The organism is Nocardiopsis sp. iso_186, from assembly GCF_056173365.1.
In genome coordinates this window covers 848,022-868,407 of the sequence record NZ_CM149670.1, presented here as the reverse complement: position 1 = coordinate 868,407, position 20,386 = coordinate 848,022, and the positions used below count along the sequence as shown (strand labels likewise).

Below are 20,386 nucleotides of genomic sequence, written 5' to 3'. Positions count from 1 at the left end.
GCACACTCACCCCCCGTGCCGCGGCGCGAACACGGATCCGCGCCACCCCTATGGGATCCACCGATGCCGCAATCCCCCCACGGCGTCGATCACTTCTTCGCCGCGTCCCGACGTGCGCAGAGGTCAACGGACAATAGGAGAGCAGTGCAGGAAACCAAGAAGAGGCGGCACACCTCGATCAGGTCCCGCCTCCGCAGAATCGTCCTCGCGCCCACGGCAGCCCTCGTCGTCCTGTGGCTGATCGTCAGCGGCTACCTCGCCTACAACGCCTTCGTGCAGTACGTGGTCGCCAACAGCAGCGAGGAGCGGATGCTTCCCTCGGCCATCGCACTCGTGGCGGTGATGGACGAGCGCTCCGAGACCATCGCCTACCTGGAACGCCCTGACGAGCACCGGGAAACCCTCCGGGAGATCCGCGAAGAGGCCGACGGACTCATGAGCGAGGTCCTGGGCTCGCTGCGCGAGGTGATGCCGCTGGCCTCCGAGCCCGTGCAGGCGCGGATCACCGACCTCCAGGAACGCTTCGACACCATCCCCGAGGTCCGCGCCCGGGTGGATGCGGGCCAGGCGTCGCGGCGCGAGGTCCAGGAGTACTACAACGGTCTGACCATGGCCGGCGCCGACCTCTTCGACACCCAGGCCCGTCGGATCCCCTCGTCCGCCTCGATCGGTCCGGGGCTGAGCGCGACCTACGGTTTCCGGGCGCTGGACCTGTTCGCCCAGGCCGACACGCAGTTGTCCCGGGCCTTTGCCACCGATGAGCTGAGCGTCGCCGACCAGCAGGAGTTCATCCGGCTCGTGGGGTCCTACCGCGAACAGATGACCACGGTCCACAAGCACCTCACGCCCGAACCGCAGAGGATGATGACCGAGCTGTGGGAACAGCCCGAGTACATCGAACTGTCGAAACTGATGGACACGATCGTCCAGCGCGAGGTCGCGGCCGAGTACAACGTCTTCACCGGGGAGATCGAACGGGACCTGTCCATGCCGGTGGACGAACAGGAGTGGCGCGAACTCTACGCGCCGATCAAGGCGACCTACACCGAGATCGGTTCGGTCCAGGCCAAGCAGTCCAACATCATCCAGCACGAGGTCGCCGACGAGGCGATTCTCACCGCAGTGCTGGGCAGTCTGGGCGTGGCCCTGGTGTCGGTGCTGGTCCCGGTGTTCGCGATGCGCTCCTCACGCGAGGTCGTCAACCGGCTCAACCGGTTGCGCGACGGCACGCAGGAGTTGGCCGACCGGCGCCTGCCCGCCCTCATCGACCGCCTCGGCCGCAACGAACCCGTCAACCTCCACACCGAAGTCCCCGACCTCGACGTCGCCAACGACGAAATCGGCGAAGTCGCCCAATCCTTCAACGCCGCCCAACGCACCGCCGTCCAAGCCGCCATCCAACAAGCCCAACTCCGCGAAGGCGTCAACCGCGTCTTCCTCAACATCGCCCACCGCAGCCAAACCCTCGTCCACCGCCAACTCCGCCTCCTCGACAAACTCGAACGCGAACAAGAAGACCCCGACCAACTCACCGACCTCTTCAAACTCGACCACCTCGCCACCCGCTCCCGCCGCAACGCCGAAAACCTCCTCATCCTCGGCGGCCAAAGCCCCGGACGCACCTGGCACCACCCCATGCCCCTCATGGACGTCCTGCGCGGCGCCATCTCCGAATCCGGCGACTACACCCGCGTCAAACGCCAACAAATCGCCCGCGTCAACCTCACCAGCACCGCCGTCGCCGACGTCATCCACCTCGTCGCCGAACTCGTTGACAACGCCACCACCTTCTCCCCACCCCACACCCACGTCCACCTCAAAAGCGAACAGGTCCCCAACGGCGTCACCATCGAAATCGAAGACCGCGGCCTGGGCATGAAACCCGACGAATTCACCACCGCCAACCACCTCCTCACCACACCCCCCGAATTCGACGTCATGCGCCTCAACGACAAAATGCGCCTCGGCCTCTTCGTCGTCTCCCACCTCGCCCAACGCCACAACATCAAAGTCCGCCTCCGCGCCTCCCCCTACGGCGGCGTCCAAGCAATCGTCCTCCTCCCCACCACACTCATCACCGACGAAGCCCCGGCCCTGGAGGCCGCCCCCGCGGCAAAGAACCCGGTTCTTCCGTCGCGTTCCATCACCCGCGGCTCCACCACACGACCGCTGCGGGTCGCAGCGCGCGTGCCCGCCGGTGCGCGAAACACCGAGGACCAGGCGACCGAGGGTGTTTCCGACGAGGACAAAGACGCCCTCTCCACCGGGCCGACCGCGGGGTCCACGAGCCCCCTGGGCCTGCTGCCCCGCCGCGATCCGGGAGCCAACGCCTTCCCCGGCCACCAGCCCGAGATCACAATGGTGAAACCGGCCCCCGCGGCCGAACCGGAGCAGGACCTTGAACCGGAGCAGGAACCGGTGGGCTACGACATCCGGCCGGAGCTTCCTCGGCGTACTCCCCAGGCCAACCTGGCCCCACAGCTGCTCGACGACAATGCCCCCAGCACCCCCGAGCCACCGGCAGACGAGGACGCGGAGCGCTCCACCAGACTGCGTCGCACGATGTCGGCGTTCCAGCAGGGCACCCGACGCGGTCGCCTCGCCGGACAACAACAACGCACCAACGACACCGAGCACCACACCGACAAGGACTCCAACACACCGTGACGAACAACGCCCCCCGGGACCTGGACTGGCTCCTCGACGAACTCGTCGAACGCGCCGTCGGTGCCAAATGCGCGATCGTACTCTCCGCGGACGGCCTCCTCATCGGCAAATCCACCGAACTCACCACCGAAGACGCCGAACACCTCTCCGCCGTCGCCTCCGCCTTCCAAAGCCTCGCCCGCGGCACCGGCCGCCAATTCAACGGCGGCGCCGTACGCCAAACCGTCGTCGAAATGGACCACGCCTACCTCTTCGTCACCGCAGCAGGCGAAGGCGCCTGCCTCGCCCTCATCGCCGAAGAACAATCCGACGTCGGCCTCATCGCCTACGAAATGAACGTCCTCGTCAACCAAGTCGGCCGCTCACTCGACTCCGCCCCCCGCCATCTTCCGAGCGCCCCAGAAGGCACGATCGGGCAGGCGACCGAGAAAACCACGCGATAGCAGGAGGGACCATGCCGGACGGGCACGCCCCCGAACCTGATATCGACGCGACCAATTCACCGGTCAGGCCCTACATCCTGACTTGGGGACGACAGAACTGTGACGTGGTCCGGCTGGACATGATCAGCGTGGTCATCGCGGCCCGCTCCGATGTCAACGAAATGGCGTTGGAACCCGAGCAGTTGGCGATCCTCACGCTGTGCCGGCGTCCCTTGTCGGTCGCAGAGGTCTCGGCACACATGGACATTCCCGTGGCCGTGGTCAAGGTACTGATCAGTGATCTGATCGGCCGGGGCCACGTCCTCGCCCGCGCCCCCTACACCAGCCAGAGCCCGGTCGGCCGGGACATACTTCAGGCGGTACTCGATGGCATCCAACGACTCTGAACCCGACACCGCTCCCATCCCCCAGGCCCTCAAGATCCTGATCGCCGGGGGCTTCGGCGCGGGCAAGACGACGCTGGTCGGCTCGGTCAGCGAGATCACCCCGCTCAGCACCGAGGAGATCATGACCGAGGCCAGCCTCGGTGTGGACGACCTCAAGGGGGTGGAGGCCAAGACGACCACGACGGTGGCCCTGGACTTCGGCCGGATCACCATCAACCCCGAACTCGTCCTCTACCTCTTCGGCACCCCCGGCCAGCAACGCTTCTGGTTCATGTGGGACGAACTCGCCACCGGCTCCCTGGGCGCCGTGGTCCTGGCCGACACCCGCCGCCTGGACACCTGCTTCCCCTCGGTGGACTTCTTCGAGCGCCGCGGCATCCCCTTCGTCGTCGCCGTCAACTGCTTCGACGACGCCTACTCCTATTCGACGGAGGAGGTCCGCGACGCCCTGGGCATCGGTGCGGGGGTACCGGTGCTGTTGTGCGACGCCAGGGAGCGGGAATCGGGCAAAGAAGTACTGGTGACGCTGATCCAGCACGTGGTGGATTCGGTACCCGCAGGAGTATGACGGCGCGGTACGCGCCAGCAGACGGAACCGGTCAGGTCGGAAGGGAATCAGTGTGAAGCGCTTCGACTGGTATGACGAGATCCACCGCTTGGACGCCGACACCGACTGCCAGGAGATCGTACGCATCCTGGTCGCCCACGAGTTCCCCTGGGACATGTCCAAGTCGTTGGGGATGGCGCTGTTTCGGACGTACGCGGTGCCCGGCATCGGCGGACTCCTGGGCGCGACCCGGGAGTTCACCGGCCGCACCCAGCACCGCTACGACGACACCGCACTGATCATGGGCGAGATGATCCGGCACGGCTTCGGCCCGGGCCGGGGCCGTGACGCGCTGCGTCGGATGAACCAGATGCACCGCTCCTACGACATCAGCAACGACGACTACCGCTACGTCCTGAGCACCTTCGCGGTGATGCCGGTGCGCTGGCTCAACGATCTGGGCTACGGCTGGCGCAAGCTGACCGACCACGAGATCATCGCGCACACCAACTTCTACCGCGACCTCGGTCGGCACATGGGGATCAAGGAGATCCCCGCCGACTACGCCGGATTCGCCGAACTCCTGGACACTTACGAACGCGAGCACTTCGCCTACAGCGAGGGCGGTCGGGCCGTCGCCGACACCACGTTGGAACTGATGGTCGGGTTCTTCCCCGCACGGGTGCGCTGGGCGGTGGAGCCGTTCACCAAGGGCCTGATGGACGCGCATCTGCTGGAGGCGCTGCGTTATCCGCGGGCCTCGTGGTTCTGGAGGAGCGCCGGCCACCGGGCGCTGCGGCTGCGCTCGCGCATCGTGCGGTTCATGCCGCCTCGGGTGGAACCGTTCAGCTACAAGGACAATCCAAACATCATCAGCTACCCCGACGGGTTCGAGCCGAGCCGTATCGGCACCTTCCCCACGGGCTGCCCGGTCCCCCACGACATGATCACCGTCGAAATCCCCGAGACGGGATCCCGGGTACCAGCCCCTGACCAGGCACTTTCCCCTCAGGACGCAGGAAAGCGGGCATAGGCGCGACACGCCCCGAATATTTCAGGGAATGAGTGCGCGAACCCTTTTTTCCATGGGATACCGACACGCCGCTAACGGGTAGTTCTAATGACAGCGGGGCCACCATTGGCCCCGGCTCCCTGATCATCCGGACTGACCGCTAGACGAGCGAGAGCCCCCGTATGAAGCGCTTCGACTGGTATGACGAAATCCACCGTCTGGACCCCGAGACTGACTGCCAGCGCATTCTTCAGATCATCAGCGAGCACGAGTTTCCCTGGGACGTGGAGCAGGCCTTGGGCCTGGCCCTGTATCGGACGTATGCGGTGCCCAGCATCGGCGGACTCCTGGGCGCGACCCGGGAGTTCACCGGCCGCACCCAGCACCGCTACGACGACACCGCACTGCTCCTCAACGACATGCTCCGGTTCGGCTTCGAGCCGGGCCGGGGCCGTGACGCGCTGCGTCGGATGAACCAGATGCACCGCTCCTACGACATCAGCAACGACGACTACCGCTACGTCCTGAGCACCTTCGTGGTGACCCCGGTGCGCTGGCTCAACGATCTGGGCTATGGCTGGCGCAAGCTGACCGACCACGAGATCCGGGCGAGCACCAACTACTACCGTCGGCTGGGGCGGCACATGGGGATCAAGCACATTCCCCTCACGTACGCCGGATTCGCCGACCTCCTGGACACCTACGAGCGCAAGCACTTCGCCTACAGCCATGGCGGGCGCGCGGTCTCCGACGCCACCCTGGAACTGATGGTGAACTTCTACCCCAAGGCGCAGCGTCCCGTGATACGCCCCTTCACGAAGGCCCTGCTGGACCCTTCGCTGATCAGGGCGTTCCGTTACGACGAGCCGTCCCGGTTCTGGCGCGCGGTCGCACACCTGAGCCTGCGCATCCGGGCGAGGGTGGTGCGACTGATGCCGCCGCGCGAGGTCCCCCGGCCCGCCAGCGAGAACCCCAACATCATCAGCTACCCCGACGGGTACGAGCCGAGCCGTATCGGCACCTTCCCCAAGGGCTGCCCGGTCCCGCACCGAATGGCCACCGTCGAAATCCCCGGGACCAGCTCCCGCGTTCCCATCCCCGGGCAGGCTCTCTCCCCAGATGTGGCCGTGCACAAGATCTGAGGCCACGCCACCGGACCGTCGTGTGGGAACGCGCGCACCACGTGGTCACGTCCGCTTCGAGTCGGAGGAGCCCTTTCATGGACAAGGTCGGCATCGCGACCGCTGTCGCCGGCAAGGTCGCCGGGGATCTCTCCGACGGCGCGCGAAAGCTTCTGGTCGCGCTCCGCGAGAGGCTCAGGGAGCGATTCGCGGAGCACCCCACGGCGTGGGCGGCGTTGGAGGCCGCCCGCGACGAGAACGGAGAGGACCCCGACACCGTGCGCGAACTCGCGGGGCACATCACCGCCGTCGAGGCCGTCGCCTCCGAGGTGCGGTCGTTGACCGACGGGCTTCGGCCGCATTTCGGCACGGACGGGGGCGACGTCACGAACACGGTCAACGCAACCGTGACCGGCGCTGTTGTCCAGGCCCGCGACATCCACGGCGGCGTGCATCTCTGATCCTCGTGCCCTCTGGCGTGCGCTGTTTTGACGGAGCGAACGCATGCCAGGGGGCACGACGGCTCGTCTTCGGGCGAAGCCGGCAGACGGCAGGGCGCCTCAGCGAGTCCATCGCGATGTACGCCTAGACTGGCCTACGTGAGTGAGCAGGTCGTAACACCCCCGGTGACGGAACACGCCCCTGAACGACCCCCTGTCGGGGTCGGCCCCTGGACGGGCCCGTGGCCCGCTGGGGATCACTACGATCCCGAGCTCCTCGCGGAAGGCGATCGCCGCAACGTCGTGGACCAGTACCGTTACTGGCGGCGCGAGGCCATCGTCGCCGACCTCGACACCCAGCGCCACTCCTTCCATGTCGCCGTGGAGAACTGGGAGCACGACTTCAACATCGGCTCCGTGGTACGCACCGCCAATGCCTTCGGTGCCGAGGCCGTGCACATCGTGGGCCGCCGTCGGTGGAACCGCCGCGGCGCAATGGTGACCGAGCGCTACCAGCACGTGCATCACCACCCCGGTACCACCGAGCTCGTGGCCTGGGCCCAGGAACGCGAGCTCCCTCTGGTGGGCATCGACAATCTTCCCGGTTCGGTTCCGCTGGAGACCTATCCCCTGCCGCGTGCCTGCGTCCTGGTGTTCGGCCAGGAGGGACCGGGGCTCTCCGAAGAGGTCCGCGAGGTCTGCGACGCGGTGCTGTCCATCGCCCAGTTCGGCTCCACCCGTTCGATCAACGCGGGGGCGGCCGCCGCAGTGGCCATGCATGCCTGGGTCAGGGCGCACGTCTTCGAACAGGCCGTATGAGCGGTATCGAAACGGCCCGGTGGCCCGGCACCCTGCGCCCCTACCAGCACGACGCACTGTCCGCGCTGGCCGCACGCTGGGAGTCCGGTGAGCGCCGGGCCTGGGTGGTGCTGCCGCCCGGTGCGGGCAAGACCCTCGTCGGTTTGGAGGCGGCCCGGCGGCTGGGCCGCCCTGTGGTCGTGTTCGCCCCCAACACCGCCATCCAGGGCCAGTGGGTCGCGCAATGGAAGTCCTTCACCCGTCCCGACGGGTGCACCGCAGGGACCAGGCGCACCCTGGATGCCGACGTCACGGTCTTGACCTACCAGTCCCTTGCGGTGTTCGACCCCGACGCCGAGACCGATGAGGAGGGTCACGAACTCTCCCTCGTCAAACGCCTGCACGGCAACGGTGCGGCCCTGGTGGAGGCACTGCACGCGGCCGGTCCGGTGACGATCGTGCTGGACGAGTGCCACCATCTCCTCCAGACCTGGGGCAGACTGCTCGCGGAGGTGCTGTCGGGCCTGTCCGACGCCCACGTGATCGGCTTGACCGGGACCCCCGCCGAAACACTGACGGCGACCGAGAGCGGTCTGGTGGCCACGCTCTTCGGCGATCCGATCCACGGCGCGTCCATCCCCGCCCTGGTCCGGGACGGCTACCTCGCGCCCTTCGCCGAACTCGTCTGGGTGACCGAACCCACCACCACCGAGCGCGAGTACATCGGCGACCAAGGACTGCGCTTCACCGAGTTGTGCACCGACCTGCTCGCTCCCGGGTTCGCACGCACCGACTTCCTCACCTGGTTGCACGCACGTTTCGATGAACGCGTCCTGGACACCGGTGAACGTCTGGACTGGGCCAGGCTCGCCGTCCAGGAACCCGAGCTGACCGATGCCGTGCTGCGGTTGCACCACGCCGGGTTGAGCGCGCTGCCCACGGACGCCCGGATGCTGGAACGCCACCGCAGCGCGCCCGACGCCGCCGACTGGATGGCGCTCCTGGGCGACTACGTCACCAATTGCCTGCGCGCCGACCCCGAAAGCACCAACGAGAAGGCCATCGAACGTATTCGGGCCGCGCTGCCGGCGGTCGGCTACACGCTCACCAAGCACGGTATCCGGACCGGCCGCTCCCCGGTCGATCGTGTGCTGGCCCGCAGCACGGCGAAGTCGCAGGGGACCGTGGAGATCGCCGCTGCGGAGTCGGCCTCGTTGGGGTCGCGGCTGCGCGCACTGGTTTTGTGCGACCACGAGCGCGCCACCGCCCGACCGTCCGCGCGACTGCGCGAGGTATTGGGCGACCACGCGGGTTCGGCGTGGTTGCAGTTGGAACTGCTGGTCGCCGACGAGCGCAGCCGCGCGCTGCGACCGATGCTGGTCACCGGTCGCACGGTGGCCGCCGACCTGCGCACCGCCGAGGACTTCATCGCCTTCGCCGGATCACGCAGACCCGGACTCGACCTGATCATCGATGCCGACGACGACAGCCCGGTGGTGCGCGTCGAGGGCCGCTGGTCCTCCCGCAGCTGGGTTCGCCTGGTCACCGAGTATCTGGAGAGCGGGGCCTGCCAGATCCTGGTGGGAACCCGGGGTCTCCTCGGTGAGGGATGGGATGCCCGCGGAGTCAACACCGTCATCGACCTGACCACCGCCACCACGCCCACGGCCGTCGTCCAGGGACGGGGGCGGGCACTGCGCCTGGATCCTTCCTGGCCGGACAAGACCGCGCACACCTGGACGGTGGTGTGCGTCAGTGACGCCCACCCCAAGGGGGGCGCGGACTGGGATCGCTTCGTGCGCAAGCACGAGGGATACCTCGGGGTGGCCGCGGACGGCGAGGTGATGAGCGGGGTCGCCCACGTTGACCCGGCGCTGTCGCCCTACGAACCGCCCGCGGTCGCCGACCTGGACGCGCTCAACGCCCGGATGCTGAGCCGTGCGGAGAACCGCTCGGTCACGCGCGCGCGGTGGCGGATCGGGCAGTCCTATACCGACGAGTTGCTGTCCACCCTGCGGATGCGTCCCGCACGGAGCGGACCGGTGGTGCCCCGTCCCGCGGGCCGGACACCCGAGCCGCCGGCTGCGGTGCCGGCCATGGCGGGGATCAGCACCTCGGAGCGACCGTCCCTGGAACCGACCCGCCGCTCGCTCCTGGCCGGTGGTGCGGTGTTCGTGGGCGTTCTGGTGACGGGAATAACGCTGCTGGGCCTGCCCGCCGGGGCACCCTTGATCGCGGCGCTCCTGGTGGCCCTTGTCTCCGAGCGCCTCACCGCGCGGGGGCCGCGGATGCGCCGCGCCGTGGAACTGGTCCGCGGCACGGCCGGTGAGCCCGACCTGGTGCGCTTCGGCTACGCCGTGGCCGACGCGCTGCACGGAGCCGGGCACTCGTCGGTGGGCGCGCGCGGGGTGCGCCTGGACGTGGATTCCGACGCCACCCTGCGGTTGACCCTCACCGGGGCGGGTCCCCAGGCGGCTGCGGCGTTCAGCACGGCCCTGGATGAACTGGTCTCGCCGTTGGTGGGCAATCCCCGGTATATCGTTGCCCGTTACCTGCTGGATCGACCGGGGGGCCGGCACGCGGAACGGGCGGTCGCCAAGGCGTGGTTGCGCGGCAAGGCTCCGGAGAACGCGATGGTCTTCCACGCGGTGCCCGCCCTGCTGGCCCGCAACAGAACCGGGGCCGAGGCGTTCGCAACAGCCTGGAACCGTTGGATCTCCGCCGGCGGGACCGTCTACACGGCAAGCTCAGCGGGCTCCCGACTGCTCTACGCCTATTACGCCACCGACCCCTACCCGGTGGAAACGGCATCGCGACTGACCTGGTCGTAGCCCTGTCACACGGGTTCGGGGCCCGCCCTGCGCCGCGCGATTCCCGTGAAACGGTCCTCAGGGTCCGCCGGTCCGCGACCGGATGCCGACGCGTCCCGCGCCGCCGGTTCCCCGGTGCGGCGGGCGGCCGGGGCCGGGGAAGCGGTCCGGTCCTCGTACAAGCCACCAGCCGGGGTCCGTTCCCGCCGAAGGCAGCTCCTTCCCCGGTGGTCACCGAACCGGGAGCACGCCTGCCGGGGCCGTCCCCCACGGGGACGCCTGCTCCTGGGAACGACGAACGCCCTTCCCCTCCGGTTAGGAGGGGAAGGGCGTCGCGATCCGGCCCGGCGTTACAGGTTGCCGGTGGCCAGGGCCCCCAGCAGGTCCTTGTTGAGCTGGGAGATCGTGTCCAGCGGGATGCCCTTGGGGCAGACCGCGGCGCACTCACCGATGTTGGTGCAGCCGCCGAAGTCCTCCTCGTCGTGCTGGTTCACCATCTTGACCACGCGGGCCGCCCGCTCGGGCTGCCCCTGCGGGAGCAGGCCCAGGTGGGTGACCTTGGCCGCGGTGAACAGCATGCCCGAGGCGTTGGGGCAGGCCGCCACGCACGCCCCGCAGCCGATGCAGGTGGCCGCGTCGAAGGCACGGTCGGCGTCGGTCTTGGGGATCGGCGCGGCGTGGGCGTCGGGCGCGGTCCCCGTGGGGGCGCTGATGTAGCCGCCCGCCTGGATGATGCGGTCGAAGGAGCCGCGGTCGACGACCAGGTCCTTGATGACCGGGAACGCCTTGGCGCGCCACGGCTCGACGTCGATGGTGTCGCCGTCCTTGAAGCTGCGCATGTGCAGCTGGCAGGTGGTGGTGACCTCCGGGCCGTGCGAGACGCCGTTGATCACCACGCCACAGGCGCCGCAGATTCCCTCACGGCAGTCGTGGTCGAAGGCGATCGGGTCGTCGCCGGAGACCGTGAGCTTCTCGTTGAGGACGTCGAGCATCTCAAGGAAGGACATGTCCGGAGAGACGTCCTCGACCTTGTAGGTGACCATCCGGCCTTCGTCGGCCTTGCCTTTCTGGCGCCAAACGCGCAGTGTGATGTTCACTTGTAGCTCCGCTGCTTCATCTCGACGTACTCGTATTCCAGAGCTTCCTTGTGGAGGACCGGGCGCTGGCCGGTGCCGGCGAACTCCCAAGCCGACACGTAGGCGAACTCCGCGTCGTTGCGCAGGGCCTCGCCGTCCTCGGTCTGGCTCTCCGCGCGGAAGTGGCCGCCGCAGGACTCGGCGCGTGCGAGCGCGTCCACGCACATGAGCTCGGCCAGCTCGAAGAAGTCGGCCACGCGGCCGGCCCGCTCCAGAGCCTGGTTGAGCTCCTCGTTGGTCCCGGTCACCTTGACGTTCTGCCAGAACTCGTCCCGCAGCTCACGGATGCGCGAGATGGCCTTGCGCAGACCCTCGTCGCTGCGCTCCATGCCGCAGTAGTCCCACATGATGTGGCCGAGCTCCTTGTGGAAGGAGTCCACGGTGCGGGTGCCGTTGATGGAGAGCAGGGTGTCGATGCGCTCGCGCACCGAGTCCGCCGCCTCCTTGGCCTCCGGGTGGGTCTCGTTGACCTTCTCGAACGGACCGTCGGCGAGATAGTCGTTGATGGTGTTGGGCAGTACGAAGTACCCGTCGGCCAGCCCCTGCATGAGGGCGCTCGCGCCCAGGCGGTTGGCACCGTGGTCGGAGAAGTTGGCCTCACCGGTCACGAACAGGCCGGGGATGTTGCTCTGCAGGTCGTAGTCGACCCACAGTCCGCCCATCGTGTAGTGGACGGCCGGGTAGATACGCATCGGCAGCTCGTAGGGGTTCTCCCCCGTGATGCGCTGGTACATGTCGAAGAGGTTGCCGTACTTGGCTTCGACGGTGGAGCGGCCCATGCGCTTGATCGCGTCGGCGAAGTCCAGGTAGACCCCCAGGCCTCCGGGGCCCACACCGCGGCCCTCGTCGCAGACGTTCTTGGCCGCGCGCGAGGCGATGTCACGGGGTACGAGGTTGCCGAAGGCGGGGTAGATGCGCTCCAGGTAGTAGTCGCGCTCCTCCTCGGGGATCTCGCGCGGGTCGCGGGTGTCCCCGCCCTCCTTGGGCACCCAGATGCGGCCGTCGTTGCGCAGCGACTCGCTCATCAGGGTCAGCTTGGACTGGTAGTCGCCGCTGACCGGGATGCAGGTCGGGTGGATCTGCGTGTAGCAGGGGTTCGCGAACAGCGCGCCCTTGCGGTGCGCCCGCCAGGTGGCGGTGACGTTGCAGCCCATGGCGTTGGTGAACAGGAAGAAGACGTTGCCGTAGCCGCCGGAGGCCAGGACCACCGCGTCGGCGAAGTGGGTCTCGATCTCGCCGCTGACCATGTCGCGCACGATGACGCCGCGCGCCTTGCCGTCCACGACGATGAGTTCGAGCATCTCGTGCCGGGTGTGCATCTCCACGCTGCCGGCTGCGATCTGGCGCTCCAGCGCCTGGTAGGCGCCGATGAGGAGCTGCTGCCCCGTCTGGCCGCGCGCGTAGAAGGTACGCGAGACCTGTACGCCGCCGAAGGAGCGGTTGTCGAGCAGGCCGCCGTATTCACGGGCGAAGGGCACGCCCTGGGCCACGCACTGGTCGATGATCTCGACGCTGACCTGGGCCAGGCGGTACACGTTGGACTCGCGGGAGCGGAAGTCGCCTCCCTTGACGGTGTCGTAGAACAGCCGGTAGATGCTGTCACCGTCGTTGCGGTAGTTCTTGGCCGCGTTGATGCCGCCCTGCGCGGCGATGCTGTGCGCACGCCGGGGGCTGTCCTGGTAGCAGAAGCTCTTGACGTTGTAGCCGGCCTCGCCCAGGGTGGCGGCCGCGGAGGCGCCGGCCAGACCGGTGCCCACGATGATGACCGAGAGCTTGCGCCGGTTGGCGGGGTTCACCAGCTTGGCGGAGAAGCGTCGCTTGTCCCAACGCTGCTCGATCGGTCCTTCGGGCGCCTTCTCGTCGCGGATCGGGTCGCCCTCGATGTACAGCTCAGTCATTTAACCCACCAGTCCAAAGAGAACGGAGAACGGGGGAACGAGGAACCCGAGCGTGAGCACAACGGCGATCGCGGTCGCGACCAGGTTGATCGTGCGCTGACGGGAAGCCTTGTTCTGACCCAGGGTCTGGGTCGCGCTCCAGATGCCGTGCCGCAGGTGGAAGCCCACCGCAGCCATGGCGATCACGTAGACAAGGACGACCCACCAGATCTGGAACCCGTGCACGACACGCTCGTAAGGGCTGCTGGACGGCCCGCCCGGAGCGATGTTGTTCGTGGTCAGGTGCAGGATGTGGAAGATCACGAACAGCAGGACGACGATGCCGCCCCACCGCATGGTGAAGGACGCGTAGCTGCGCTGCACACCGGTCCGGTTCTTGGAGCTGTGGTACCGCTGTCCGCCGACAGAGGTGGCCCGCTTGGCGCGGGCCCACAGCACGAAGGCCGAGTAGGCGTGGATGAGGACGCTCGCCAGGAGGACGATGCGAATGATCCACAGTGCGCCGGCGTACGGGAGCATCGGCTCGCCGAGCTCGCGCAGGTGGTGCGAGTAGTTGTCGAAGACCTCCTGGCCTCCGAAGATCATGAGATTGCCGTACATATGCGCGATCAAGAACAGCACAAGGACGAGGCCGGTGACCGCCATCGCGGATTTGAGCGCCACCGTCAACCTGAATGCCGTTGACCGCTGCTTGGTCAGGGTACTGTTCGCCACAGTGTGAACTTTAGGGCTGGATTAACACGATCGTCTAAGTCATAGGAACGCTGGTGACGATAGACGTAGGCTATGAGGCATGCAGTTTCAGCAGCTCGCCTACTTCCTCGCGGTGGCCGAGACCCGGCATTTCACCCGCGCAGCGGAGGTATCGCGCGTCGCGCAGCCGAGCCTGAGCAAGCAGATCAGGGCCTTGGAGGAGGAACTGGGTGCATCGTTATTCGTTCGCGCCCGGGGAAATATCACACTGACTCCGGCCGGTGAGGCCCTGTTGCCGCTGGCCCAGCGCATCCTGACCGACGTGGAAACGGCCCGGCGCGAGGTCCAGGAGCTCGCCGGCATGCGACGCGGCCGGGTTCGCCTGGGCGCCACCCCCTCCTTGTGCGCGGGGCTGCTGGCCGACGCGCTGTCGCTGTTCCACCGCCGCTTCCCCGGCATCGAACTGCGGGTGGAGGAGGGCGGGTCGCGCGACCTCATCCGCGCCCTCGGGCGCGGCGAACTCGACCTCGCACTGATCATCCTGCCGCTGCACAGCAGCGACCCCGAGTTCGTGACCACCCCGATTCTGCGCGAGAGCCTGGTCGTGGCCAGTTCGATGGATCTGCCCGCGCCCTGTGTGCGGGCCTCGATGCGCATCGTCGATCTGCGCGACAAGCCGTTGGTGATGTTCCGGCAGGGCTACGACGTGCGCGATGCGACCCTGCACGCCTGCCGGGCAGCAGGATTCGAGCCACGCCTCGCGGTGGAGGGCGGCGAGATGGACGCGGTGCTGCGCTTCGTGGAGGCGGGCCTGGGCCTGGCGGTGGTACCGAGCATGGTGCTGCGCAACCGCCCCAAACTGCGTGGCACCCCACTGGCCCAACCCCGGTTGATGCGCACGATAGCGCTGGCCCACCGCAAGGACGTCGCGCCCTCCCACACCGCCACTGCGTTTCGCCGCAGTCTGATGAACCACCTCTCCGGTCTCACCGACGCCGAACTGGAGGACCTGGAAGTGGTGGCGTCGCCGGTGGAATGACTCCCCCGCGCGGAGCGGAGCGGTCATACCCGGGCGGTCTCGGTGGGCGGCTGCCAGTCCAGGACCGGGCGCAGGTAGCGCGACATCAGTGTGGCCGGCAGACGCCCCATGACGCTGGCACCGGTGTCACGGAACCGGTTGAGCAGGGCGGACTCGCTCTGGGTGGTCTCGGCGATCTGGGCGGAGCGCTGCGCGATCAGGCTGGTCCTGCCGATCCGGACGTCGGTGTAGGAGCGCAGCGCCGTCGGAACGTAAGCGGTGGACCCGTTGATGTGGTGGGCGAGCACCACCGCGTCCTCGATGGCCTGGCAGGCGCCCTGCCCCAGGTTGGGGGTCATGGCGTGCGCCGCGTCGCCGAGGAGCGCGACCCTGCCCTTGTGGTAGGCGGGGAGGGGAGTGGCGATGTGCCAGACGTCGGTGCGCAGGACGGCTTCGGGGGCGACACCGGCAACCAGTCCGGGGATGGGGTCGTGCCATTCGGCGAGCAGGCCGGCGATCTCGGCCCGTTCGTCCTTGGCGCGCTCCCCCGCCGGGGCGTTGGCGGTGACATAGCAGTAGACGCGCCCGCCCGGGAGCGGCAGCACACCGGCGGTGACCCCGCATCCCCAGGATTCGCCGTAGTCGATCGGCTCCTGAGGTGCGTCCACGATGAACCGCCAACTGGTGAAGCCCGCGTAGACCGGACCGGGGTGTTCGAGGAAGAGCGCGGGGCGGATCATCGAGCGGATACCGTCGGCGGCCACGACGAGGTCGGCGGTGAGCTCCCCGGCGTCCGTGCCCACCCGTGCGAGTTGGCGGGTGTCGCCGGGCTCCACGCTGGTGACGGTGGTCGCGGTGCGCAGGGCTCCGGCGGGGAGCCGGGTGAGCAGTACGTCCACGAGGTCGGCCCGGGGGACGACCACGACGGAGTCCCCGAAGAAGCGCCGGAGGTCCTCGGCGTCGGTGCGCACCAGCCAGCGGCCGTCTTTGCGGCGCAGACCGGCACGGCCCTGGGTGACGGCGCAGGCGCGTAGTTCGTCGCCGAGGTCGAGGGCGTCGAGCGCGCGCAGTCCGTTGGGGGCGACCCCGAGGCCGGCCCCGACGGGCTCGATCGCCGGAGAGCGTTCGCAGACGGTGACGGCCCACCCCTTGCGGTGCAGTGCCACCGCGGCCGCGAGCCCGCCGATTCCTCCTCCGACCACGACCGCGTGCGGCTGAGCCATTGAGCTGCCCTTCGGTGGATGGGGGTGGACGCGCTCCGTGAAGGAGCCGGCGTCTTTCCCACCAGGCTAGGGTCGTCTCCCCAAGAACGCCACGAGTTGCCGAGTTTTGGTGTCTTTCGCCCCGACCCGGACTTCCGGCCCGAGGATGCCTCCGCGAACCTCTGGGCGCACGAACGTCTCAGCGAAGGACATGATGTCCTCGGCCAGCGGATCGGGGATGGTGTCGTCCGCACCGACGGCGCGCGCGATGTCCCAGCCGTGCACGACCGCGTCCATGGCGATCAACTTGGCCACGAGCGCTGCGGGCATCGTGGCGCCGGGCATTCGGACGCCGCGCCGCCATGCCTCGTCGGAGGCGAAGACCCGGCGCGTGGTGCCCGCGGCAACGGCGAACGCTCCCACGGGGTGCCCCTCGAAGGGGACGGCTGCGGTGCGTTCGGGGGCGAGTGCGCGGGGATCGACCTCGTCCCCACGGACGAGGTCGGCGAGCAGGGCCGTGGAGGACACCAGGTGGTTGAGGAGCTGCCCGAGGTTCCACTCCGAACAGGGGGTGGGGACACTCAGCGGGGTCTCGCCGATTTCGAGTATCCGGTGCGTGGCGAAATCGAGGCTGGTCTCCAACAAGGCGCGGTCCGACATCGCAATCCAATCGATCATGTGTACGAATTGCTATTCGTATCATGGGAAAACGACAGTCCGGCAGTGTCCGGGCGGGAACGATGCGCAGATGCGGACGGCCCGCCCCGGTGCTCGATACCGGGACGGGCCGTGGGCGGTGTGCGGGTCAGGAACCGCGCTTCTTGTGGGCCAGGGAGCGGGCGCGCTCCTTCTGGTCCAGGACGACCTTGCGGATGCGCACGGCGTCGGGGGTGACCTCGACGCACTCGTCCTCGCGGCAGAACTCCAGGGCCTGCTCCAGGGACAGCTTGCGCGGGGGAACCAGGCGCTCCAGCTCGTCACCGGTGGAGGAGCGCATGTTGGTGAGCTTCTTCTCCTTGGTGATGTTGACGTCCATGTCGTCGGAACGGGAGTTCTCGCCGACGATCATGCCCTCGTACACCTCGGTGGTGGGCTCAACGAAGAGCGTGCCGCGCTCCTGCAGGTTGGACATCGCGAAGCTGACCGCCACACCGGCGCGGTCGGCCACCAGTGAGCCGTTCTGGCGGGTGCGCAGCTCGCCGAACCAGGGGGCGAAGTCCTCGAAGACGTGGTGGGCGATGCCGGTACCACGGGTCTCGGTGAGGAACTCGGTGCGGAACCCGATCAGACCGCGCGAGGGAACCACCCAGTCCATCCGGACCCAGCCGGTGCCGTGGTTGCTCATGTTCTCCATGCGGCCCTTGCGGATGTTGAGCAGCTGGGTGATGGCGCCCAGGTACTCCTCGGGGGCGTCCACCGTCAGGCGCTCGACCGGCTCGTGCAGCTTGCCGTCGATCTGCTTGGTGACGACCTGCGGCTTGCCGACGGTCAGCTCGTAGCCTTCACGCTTCATCTGCTCGACCAGGATGGCCAGCGCCAGCTCACCACGGCCCTGGACCTCCCAGGCGTCGGGACGCTCGGTGGGCAGGATGCGCAGGCTGACGTTGCCGATGAGCTCGCGGTCGAGGCGGTCCTTGACCAGGCGCGCGGTGACCTTGGACCCCTTGGCCTTGCCGACCAGCGGGGAGGTGTTGGTACCGATGGTCATGGAGATGGCCGGCTCGTCCACCGTGATCAGCGGCAGCGGGCGCGGGTCGGCCGGGTCGGCGAGGGTCTCGCCGATCATGATCTCGGGGATGCCGGCGATCGCGATGATGTCGCCGGGGCCGGCCTTCTCCGCGGGCTTGCGCTCCAGCGCCTCGGTCATCAGCAGCTCGGTGATCTTGACCTGCTGGGAGGTGCCGTCGCCACGGATCCACGCGACCTGCTGGCCCTTGCGGATCTCGCCCTGGTGCACCCGGCACAGCGCGATGCGGCCCAGGAACGGGGAGGCGTCGAGGTTGGTGACGTGGGCCTGAAGCGGGGCGCCCGGGGTGTACTCGGGGGCCGGAATGGTGTTCAGGATGGTGCTGAACAGCGGCTGGAGGTTCTCGCTGTCGGGCACGGTGGCGTCGGCGGGACGCTCCAGGGACGCCTTGCCGTCACGGGCGCAGGCGTAGACGATCGGGAACTCGATCTGCTCCTCGGTGGCGTCGAGGTCCATGAACAGTTCGTAGGTGTCGTCCACGACCTCGGCGATACGGCTGTCGGGGCGGTCAACCTTGTTGATGACCAGGATGACCGGCATCTTGGCGGCCAGTGCCTTGCGCAGCACGAACCGGGTCTGGGGCAGCGGGCCCTCACTGGCGTCCACCAGGAGCACGACACCGTCCACCATGGACAGGCCGCGCTCGACCTCGCCGCCGAAGTCGGCGTGGCCCGGGGTGTCGATGATGTTGATGACGACGTCTTCGCCCTCAGGCGTCGTGTAGTGGACCGCGGTGTTCTTGGCGAGAATGGTGATGCCCTTCTCGCGCTCCAGGTCGTTGGAGTCCATGACGCGGTCATCGACGTCCTGGTTGGAGCGGAACACACCGGACTGCCAGAGCATGGCGTCCACGAGGGTGGTCTTGCCATGGTCAACGTGGGCGACGATGGCGACGTTGCGGATGTCTGTACGGCGCACAGAGCCGTCGGCGGGCGTGGCGGTGGGCATGCGAAAGTCTCGATCTCATCTGCTGGGGAAACACCGCGACTCCCGCGGCCAACTACCAGTTTATGCCGTGATGATGGACGCACCGAGAAACGTGCAGGTCAGTCAGTGTCAGTGTGGACACATCCCGGTACTTTCCGCACGAAACGACTGTTGTGGACCGCCGAAAACCGTTGCCTCATGGCGGCTGCGTCCCAACCGGCGGGGCACCACCGCTCAGGCGGGACCGAATGTGGTCGAGGAACGGCAGGTCAGCGGGGAGCCAGTCGACGGTGGAGAGGGTGTCGGCGGTGAGCCAGCGCAATTCGAGGTGTTCGAGGGCCTCGGGTTCGCCCGTTGTCAGCTCCGCGGTCCATACACGCAGCAGTGCGCGGGGGGCGTTGGGCCGCACCGGCAGTAGGACGTCGGGGCCGACCCGTTCGATCGGGCGGATGCGCACGCCCAGCTCCTCGTGGCACTCGCGTACGAGAGCGGCCTCGTCGGTCTCGCCCGGATCCACCTTGCCGCCCGGGAGTTCCCATCGTCCGCGCAGGTGTGCGGGACTGGCGCGCTGCGCGGCGAGGACCGAGCCGCCCCTGACGATCGCGGCGCCGACGACTATCTGGGTTGGGATCATGGGGGGAAACGTTACCCACCCCGGGGCCCGCACCCCGGCGAACCCGGATCGGGAGCACGCGGCGGGGGTCCCGCGCCCATCGGCTCACCTGCGGGCGAACCGCCGGTGCTCGTCGGCGGCGATCGCACGCTTCCCGCAGCAGTTCTTGTACCGGCGAGGTGCGCCGCAGCCGCAGGGCGCGTTGCGTTCGGGCAGCCGGCAGGACGGCGTCGGGAACGAAGCGGGCCCGGAGACGAACGCGGCGACCTTGGCGTCGAGTGCGTTGACGGGCAGGCCCGTCTCCGCGCGAAGCCTGGAGCGTCCGGTGAGGGCGTCGAGGATGCCGACGTGGCGAGCGAGATCCAGCGGCCAGAAGTGCGCGAGCTCGGCGAGGGGCCGGGTGCAGGCGCGGTCGTAGAACTCAAGGGCCTCGCCCGCGCGCCCCAGGGACTCCAGGAGGCGGGCGGCAGAGCAGGCCGCGGACTCGGTGAGCTCGCTCCCCCGCAGGGCTCGCACGTCCTGATCGAACTCCGGGATGCGGCCCTGGTCGGCGAGGATTTCCATACGGCGCAGGCGGGCGGCCCCGACTCCTGTTCCGTCGCCCTCTGCGATGGCCTCGGCGCACAGGCGAAGAGCGTGCCGGGACTGTCCCGCCCGGTGCCAGAACCTGGCAGCCTCGCCCAGGAGCTCGGCACGGTCCTCCCCGAACAGCAGGGCATCGGTCTCGAACCGCACGGCCTGCTGGCACAACCGGTCCTGGTCGTAACCGGTCAGAAAATCGCACGCCTGGTTCGACTCCATGGGTGGAGCGTAATTCGACGCGACCGCGCGCACGGTGGAAACCGAAGAAATCGACAGGATCGGCCGAGCGCCCCATCACGCGGGGCGAAAGTGAACGGCCGGGGGCGCCGCTGGACCATTCTGCGCA

18 protein-coding genes are annotated in these 20,386 nt (G+C 68.3%); 10 read left to right on the top strand and 8 right to left on the bottom strand.

The features are described 5' to 3' along the window. The first annotated feature begins 144 nt into the window (after window positions 1–144). The 9 genes from AC0VYP_RS03910 to AC0VYP_RS03870 all read left to right on the top strand — a co-directional run bounded on the left by AC0VYP_RS03910 (window position 145) and on the right by AC0VYP_RS03870 (window position 10,245). Window positions 145–2,667 carry a sensor histidine kinase gene (locus AC0VYP_RS03910; RefSeq protein ID WP_475472533.1) on the top strand — a complete coding sequence of 841 codons (2,523 nt, stop codon included), beginning with the start codon at window positions 145–147 and terminating at the stop codon, window positions 2,665–2,667. Continuing rightward, entirely contained in the window at window positions 2,664–3,110 is a 447-nt protein-coding gene (locus AC0VYP_RS03905) for a roadblock/LC7 domain-containing protein (protein ID WP_475472532.1), read from the top strand. The genes AC0VYP_RS03910 and AC0VYP_RS03905 overlap by 4 nt, the downstream gene beginning before the upstream one ends. A gap of 11 nt (window positions 3,111–3,121) precedes the next feature. Then, the gene (locus tag AC0VYP_RS03900) at window positions 3,122–3,496 is read left to right on the top strand and encodes a DUF742 domain-containing protein (protein WP_475472530.1); all 375 of its coding nucleotides are present in this window, start codon (window positions 3,122–3,124) and stop codon (window positions 3,494–3,496) included. Continuing rightward, window positions 3,477–4,064 carry a GTP-binding protein gene (locus tag AC0VYP_RS03895; protein WP_285761261.1) on the top strand — a complete coding sequence of 196 codons (588 nt, stop codon included), beginning with the start codon at window positions 3,477–3,479 and terminating at the stop codon, window positions 4,062–4,064. The genes AC0VYP_RS03900 and AC0VYP_RS03895 overlap by 20 nt, the downstream gene beginning before the upstream one ends. A 52-nt stretch (window positions 4,065–4,116) precedes the next feature. Beyond that, entirely contained in the window at window positions 4,117–5,076 is a 960-nt protein-coding gene (locus AC0VYP_RS03890; protein WP_285761260.1) for an oxygenase MpaB family protein, read from the top strand. 161 nt (window positions 5,077–5,237) lie between these two features. Further along, a complete protein-coding gene (locus AC0VYP_RS03885) occupies window positions 5,238–6,197 on the top strand; it encodes an oxygenase MpaB family protein (protein ID WP_475472528.1) in 960 nt (319 codons plus the stop codon). Between the two features lie 77 nt (window positions 6,198–6,274). Next, window positions 6,275–6,637, top strand: coding sequence for a hypothetical protein (locus tag AC0VYP_RS03880; RefSeq protein WP_475472527.1), 363 nt, complete (start codon window positions 6,275–6,277; stop codon window positions 6,635–6,637). Between the two features lie 138 nt (window positions 6,638–6,775). Then, window positions 6,776–7,435, top strand: coding sequence for a TrmH family RNA methyltransferase (locus tag AC0VYP_RS03875; RefSeq protein ID WP_285761257.1), 660 nt, complete (start codon window positions 6,776–6,778; stop codon window positions 7,433–7,435). Further along, window positions 7,432–10,245, top strand: a complete 2,814-nt coding sequence (locus AC0VYP_RS03870; protein WP_475472525.1) for a DEAD/DEAH box helicase family protein — start codon at window positions 7,432–7,434, stop codon at window positions 10,243–10,245. Before AC0VYP_RS03875 ends, AC0VYP_RS03870 begins: the two co-directional genes overlap by 4 nt. Before the next feature lie 329 nt (window positions 10,246–10,574). Here the strand turns inward: AC0VYP_RS03870 and AC0VYP_RS03865 are convergent, their stop codons facing one another. From AC0VYP_RS03865 to AC0VYP_RS03855, 3 genes are read right to left on the bottom strand one after another with little or no spacing between them, the layout of a single operon-like run. Continuing rightward, a complete protein-coding gene (locus AC0VYP_RS03865; protein ID WP_285761255.1) occupies window positions 10,575–11,321 on the bottom strand; it encodes a succinate dehydrogenase/fumarate reductase iron-sulfur subunit in 747 nt (248 codons plus the stop codon). Beyond that, complete coding sequence (locus AC0VYP_RS03860) at window positions 11,318–13,258, bottom strand: fumarate reductase/succinate dehydrogenase flavoprotein subunit (RefSeq protein ID WP_475472523.1); 1,941 nt, start codon at window positions 13,256–13,258, stop codon at window positions 11,318–11,320. Before AC0VYP_RS03860 ends, AC0VYP_RS03865 begins: the two co-directional genes overlap by 4 nt. After that, window positions 13,259–13,972 carry a succinate dehydrogenase cytochrome b subunit gene (locus AC0VYP_RS03855; RefSeq protein ID WP_475472522.1) on the bottom strand — a complete coding sequence of 238 codons (714 nt, stop codon included), beginning with the start codon at window positions 13,970–13,972 and terminating at the stop codon, window positions 13,259–13,261. Between the two features lie 79 nt (window positions 13,973–14,051). On the opposite strand from AC0VYP_RS03855, the gene AC0VYP_RS03850 reads away from it, so the two are divergent. Further along, complete coding sequence (locus AC0VYP_RS03850) at window positions 14,052–14,990, top strand: LysR family transcriptional regulator (protein WP_285761252.1); 939 nt, start codon at window positions 14,052–14,054, stop codon at window positions 14,988–14,990. 23 nt (window positions 14,991–15,013) lie between these two features. Here the strand turns inward: AC0VYP_RS03850 and AC0VYP_RS03845 are convergent, their stop codons facing one another. The 5 genes from AC0VYP_RS03845 to AC0VYP_RS03825 form a co-directional block, all read right to left on the bottom strand. Beyond that, a complete protein-coding gene (locus AC0VYP_RS03845; protein ID WP_285761251.1) occupies window positions 15,014–16,192 on the bottom strand; it encodes an FAD-dependent monooxygenase in 1,179 nt (392 codons plus the stop codon). 66 nt (window positions 16,193–16,258) lie between these two features. Beyond that, window positions 16,259–16,849, bottom strand: coding sequence for a TIGR03086 family metal-binding protein (locus AC0VYP_RS03840; RefSeq protein ID WP_285761250.1), 591 nt, complete (start codon window positions 16,847–16,849; stop codon window positions 16,259–16,261). 127 nt (window positions 16,850–16,976) lie between these two features. Next, entirely contained in the window at window positions 16,977–18,866 is a 1,890-nt protein-coding gene (gene typA / locus AC0VYP_RS03835) for a translational GTPase TypA (protein ID WP_285761249.1), read from the bottom strand. A gap of 175 nt (window positions 18,867–19,041) precedes the next feature. Beyond that, a complete protein-coding gene (locus AC0VYP_RS03830; RefSeq protein WP_285761248.1) occupies window positions 19,042–19,479 on the bottom strand; it encodes a (deoxy)nucleoside triphosphate pyrophosphohydrolase in 438 nt (145 codons plus the stop codon). Window positions 19,480–19,563: 84 nt separating this feature from the next. Continuing rightward, the gene (locus AC0VYP_RS03825; RefSeq protein WP_475472519.1) at window positions 19,564–20,259 is read right to left on the bottom strand and encodes a hypothetical protein; all 696 of its coding nucleotides are present in this window, start codon (window positions 20,257–20,259) and stop codon (window positions 19,564–19,566) included. Window positions 20,260–20,386 lie beyond the last annotated feature (127 nt).

Excerpts from the sequence above, each read along its gene's own strand:
- AC0VYP_RS03900 (WP_475472530.1), top strand. The coding sequence starts at position 3,122 with ATGCCGGACGGGCACGCCCCCGAACCTGATATCGACGCGACCAATTCA.
- AC0VYP_RS03895 (WP_285761261.1), top strand. The coding sequence starts at position 3,477 with ATGGCATCCAACGACTCTGAACCCGACACCGCTCCCATCCCCCAGGCC.
- AC0VYP_RS03885 (WP_475472528.1), top strand. The coding sequence starts at position 5,238 with ATGAAGCGCTTCGACTGGTATGACGAAATCCACCGTCTGGACCCCGAG.
- AC0VYP_RS03880 (WP_475472527.1), top strand. The coding sequence starts at position 6,275 with ATGGACAAGGTCGGCATCGCGACCGCTGTCGCCGGCAAGGTCGCCGGG.
- AC0VYP_RS03870 (WP_475472525.1), top strand. The coding sequence starts at position 7,432 with ATGAGCGGTATCGAAACGGCCCGGTGGCCCGGCACCCTGCGCCCCTAC.
- AC0VYP_RS03860 (WP_475472523.1), bottom strand. The coding sequence starts at position 13,258 with ATGACTGAGCTGTACATCGAGGGCGACCCGATCCGCGACGAGAAGGCG.
- AC0VYP_RS03850 (WP_285761252.1), top strand. The coding sequence starts at position 14,052 with ATGCAGTTTCAGCAGCTCGCCTACTTCCTCGCGGTGGCCGAGACCCGG.
- AC0VYP_RS03845 (WP_285761251.1), bottom strand. The coding sequence starts at position 16,192 with ATGGCTCAGCCGCACGCGGTCGTGGTCGGAGGAGGAATCGGCGGGCTC.
- AC0VYP_RS03840 (WP_285761250.1), bottom strand. The coding sequence starts at position 16,849 with ATGATCGATTGGATTGCGATGTCGGACCGCGCCTTGTTGGAGACCAGC.
- typA (WP_285761249.1), bottom strand. The coding sequence starts at position 18,866 with ATGCCCACCGCCACGCCCGCCGACGGCTCTGTGCGCCGTACAGACATC.
- AC0VYP_RS03830 (WP_285761248.1), bottom strand. The coding sequence starts at position 19,479 with ATGATCCCAACCCAGATAGTCGTCGGCGCCGCGATCGTCAGGGGCGGC.
- AC0VYP_RS03825 (WP_475472519.1), bottom strand. The coding sequence starts at position 20,259 with ATGGAGTCGAACCAGGCGTGCGATTTTCTGACCGGTTACGACCAGGAC.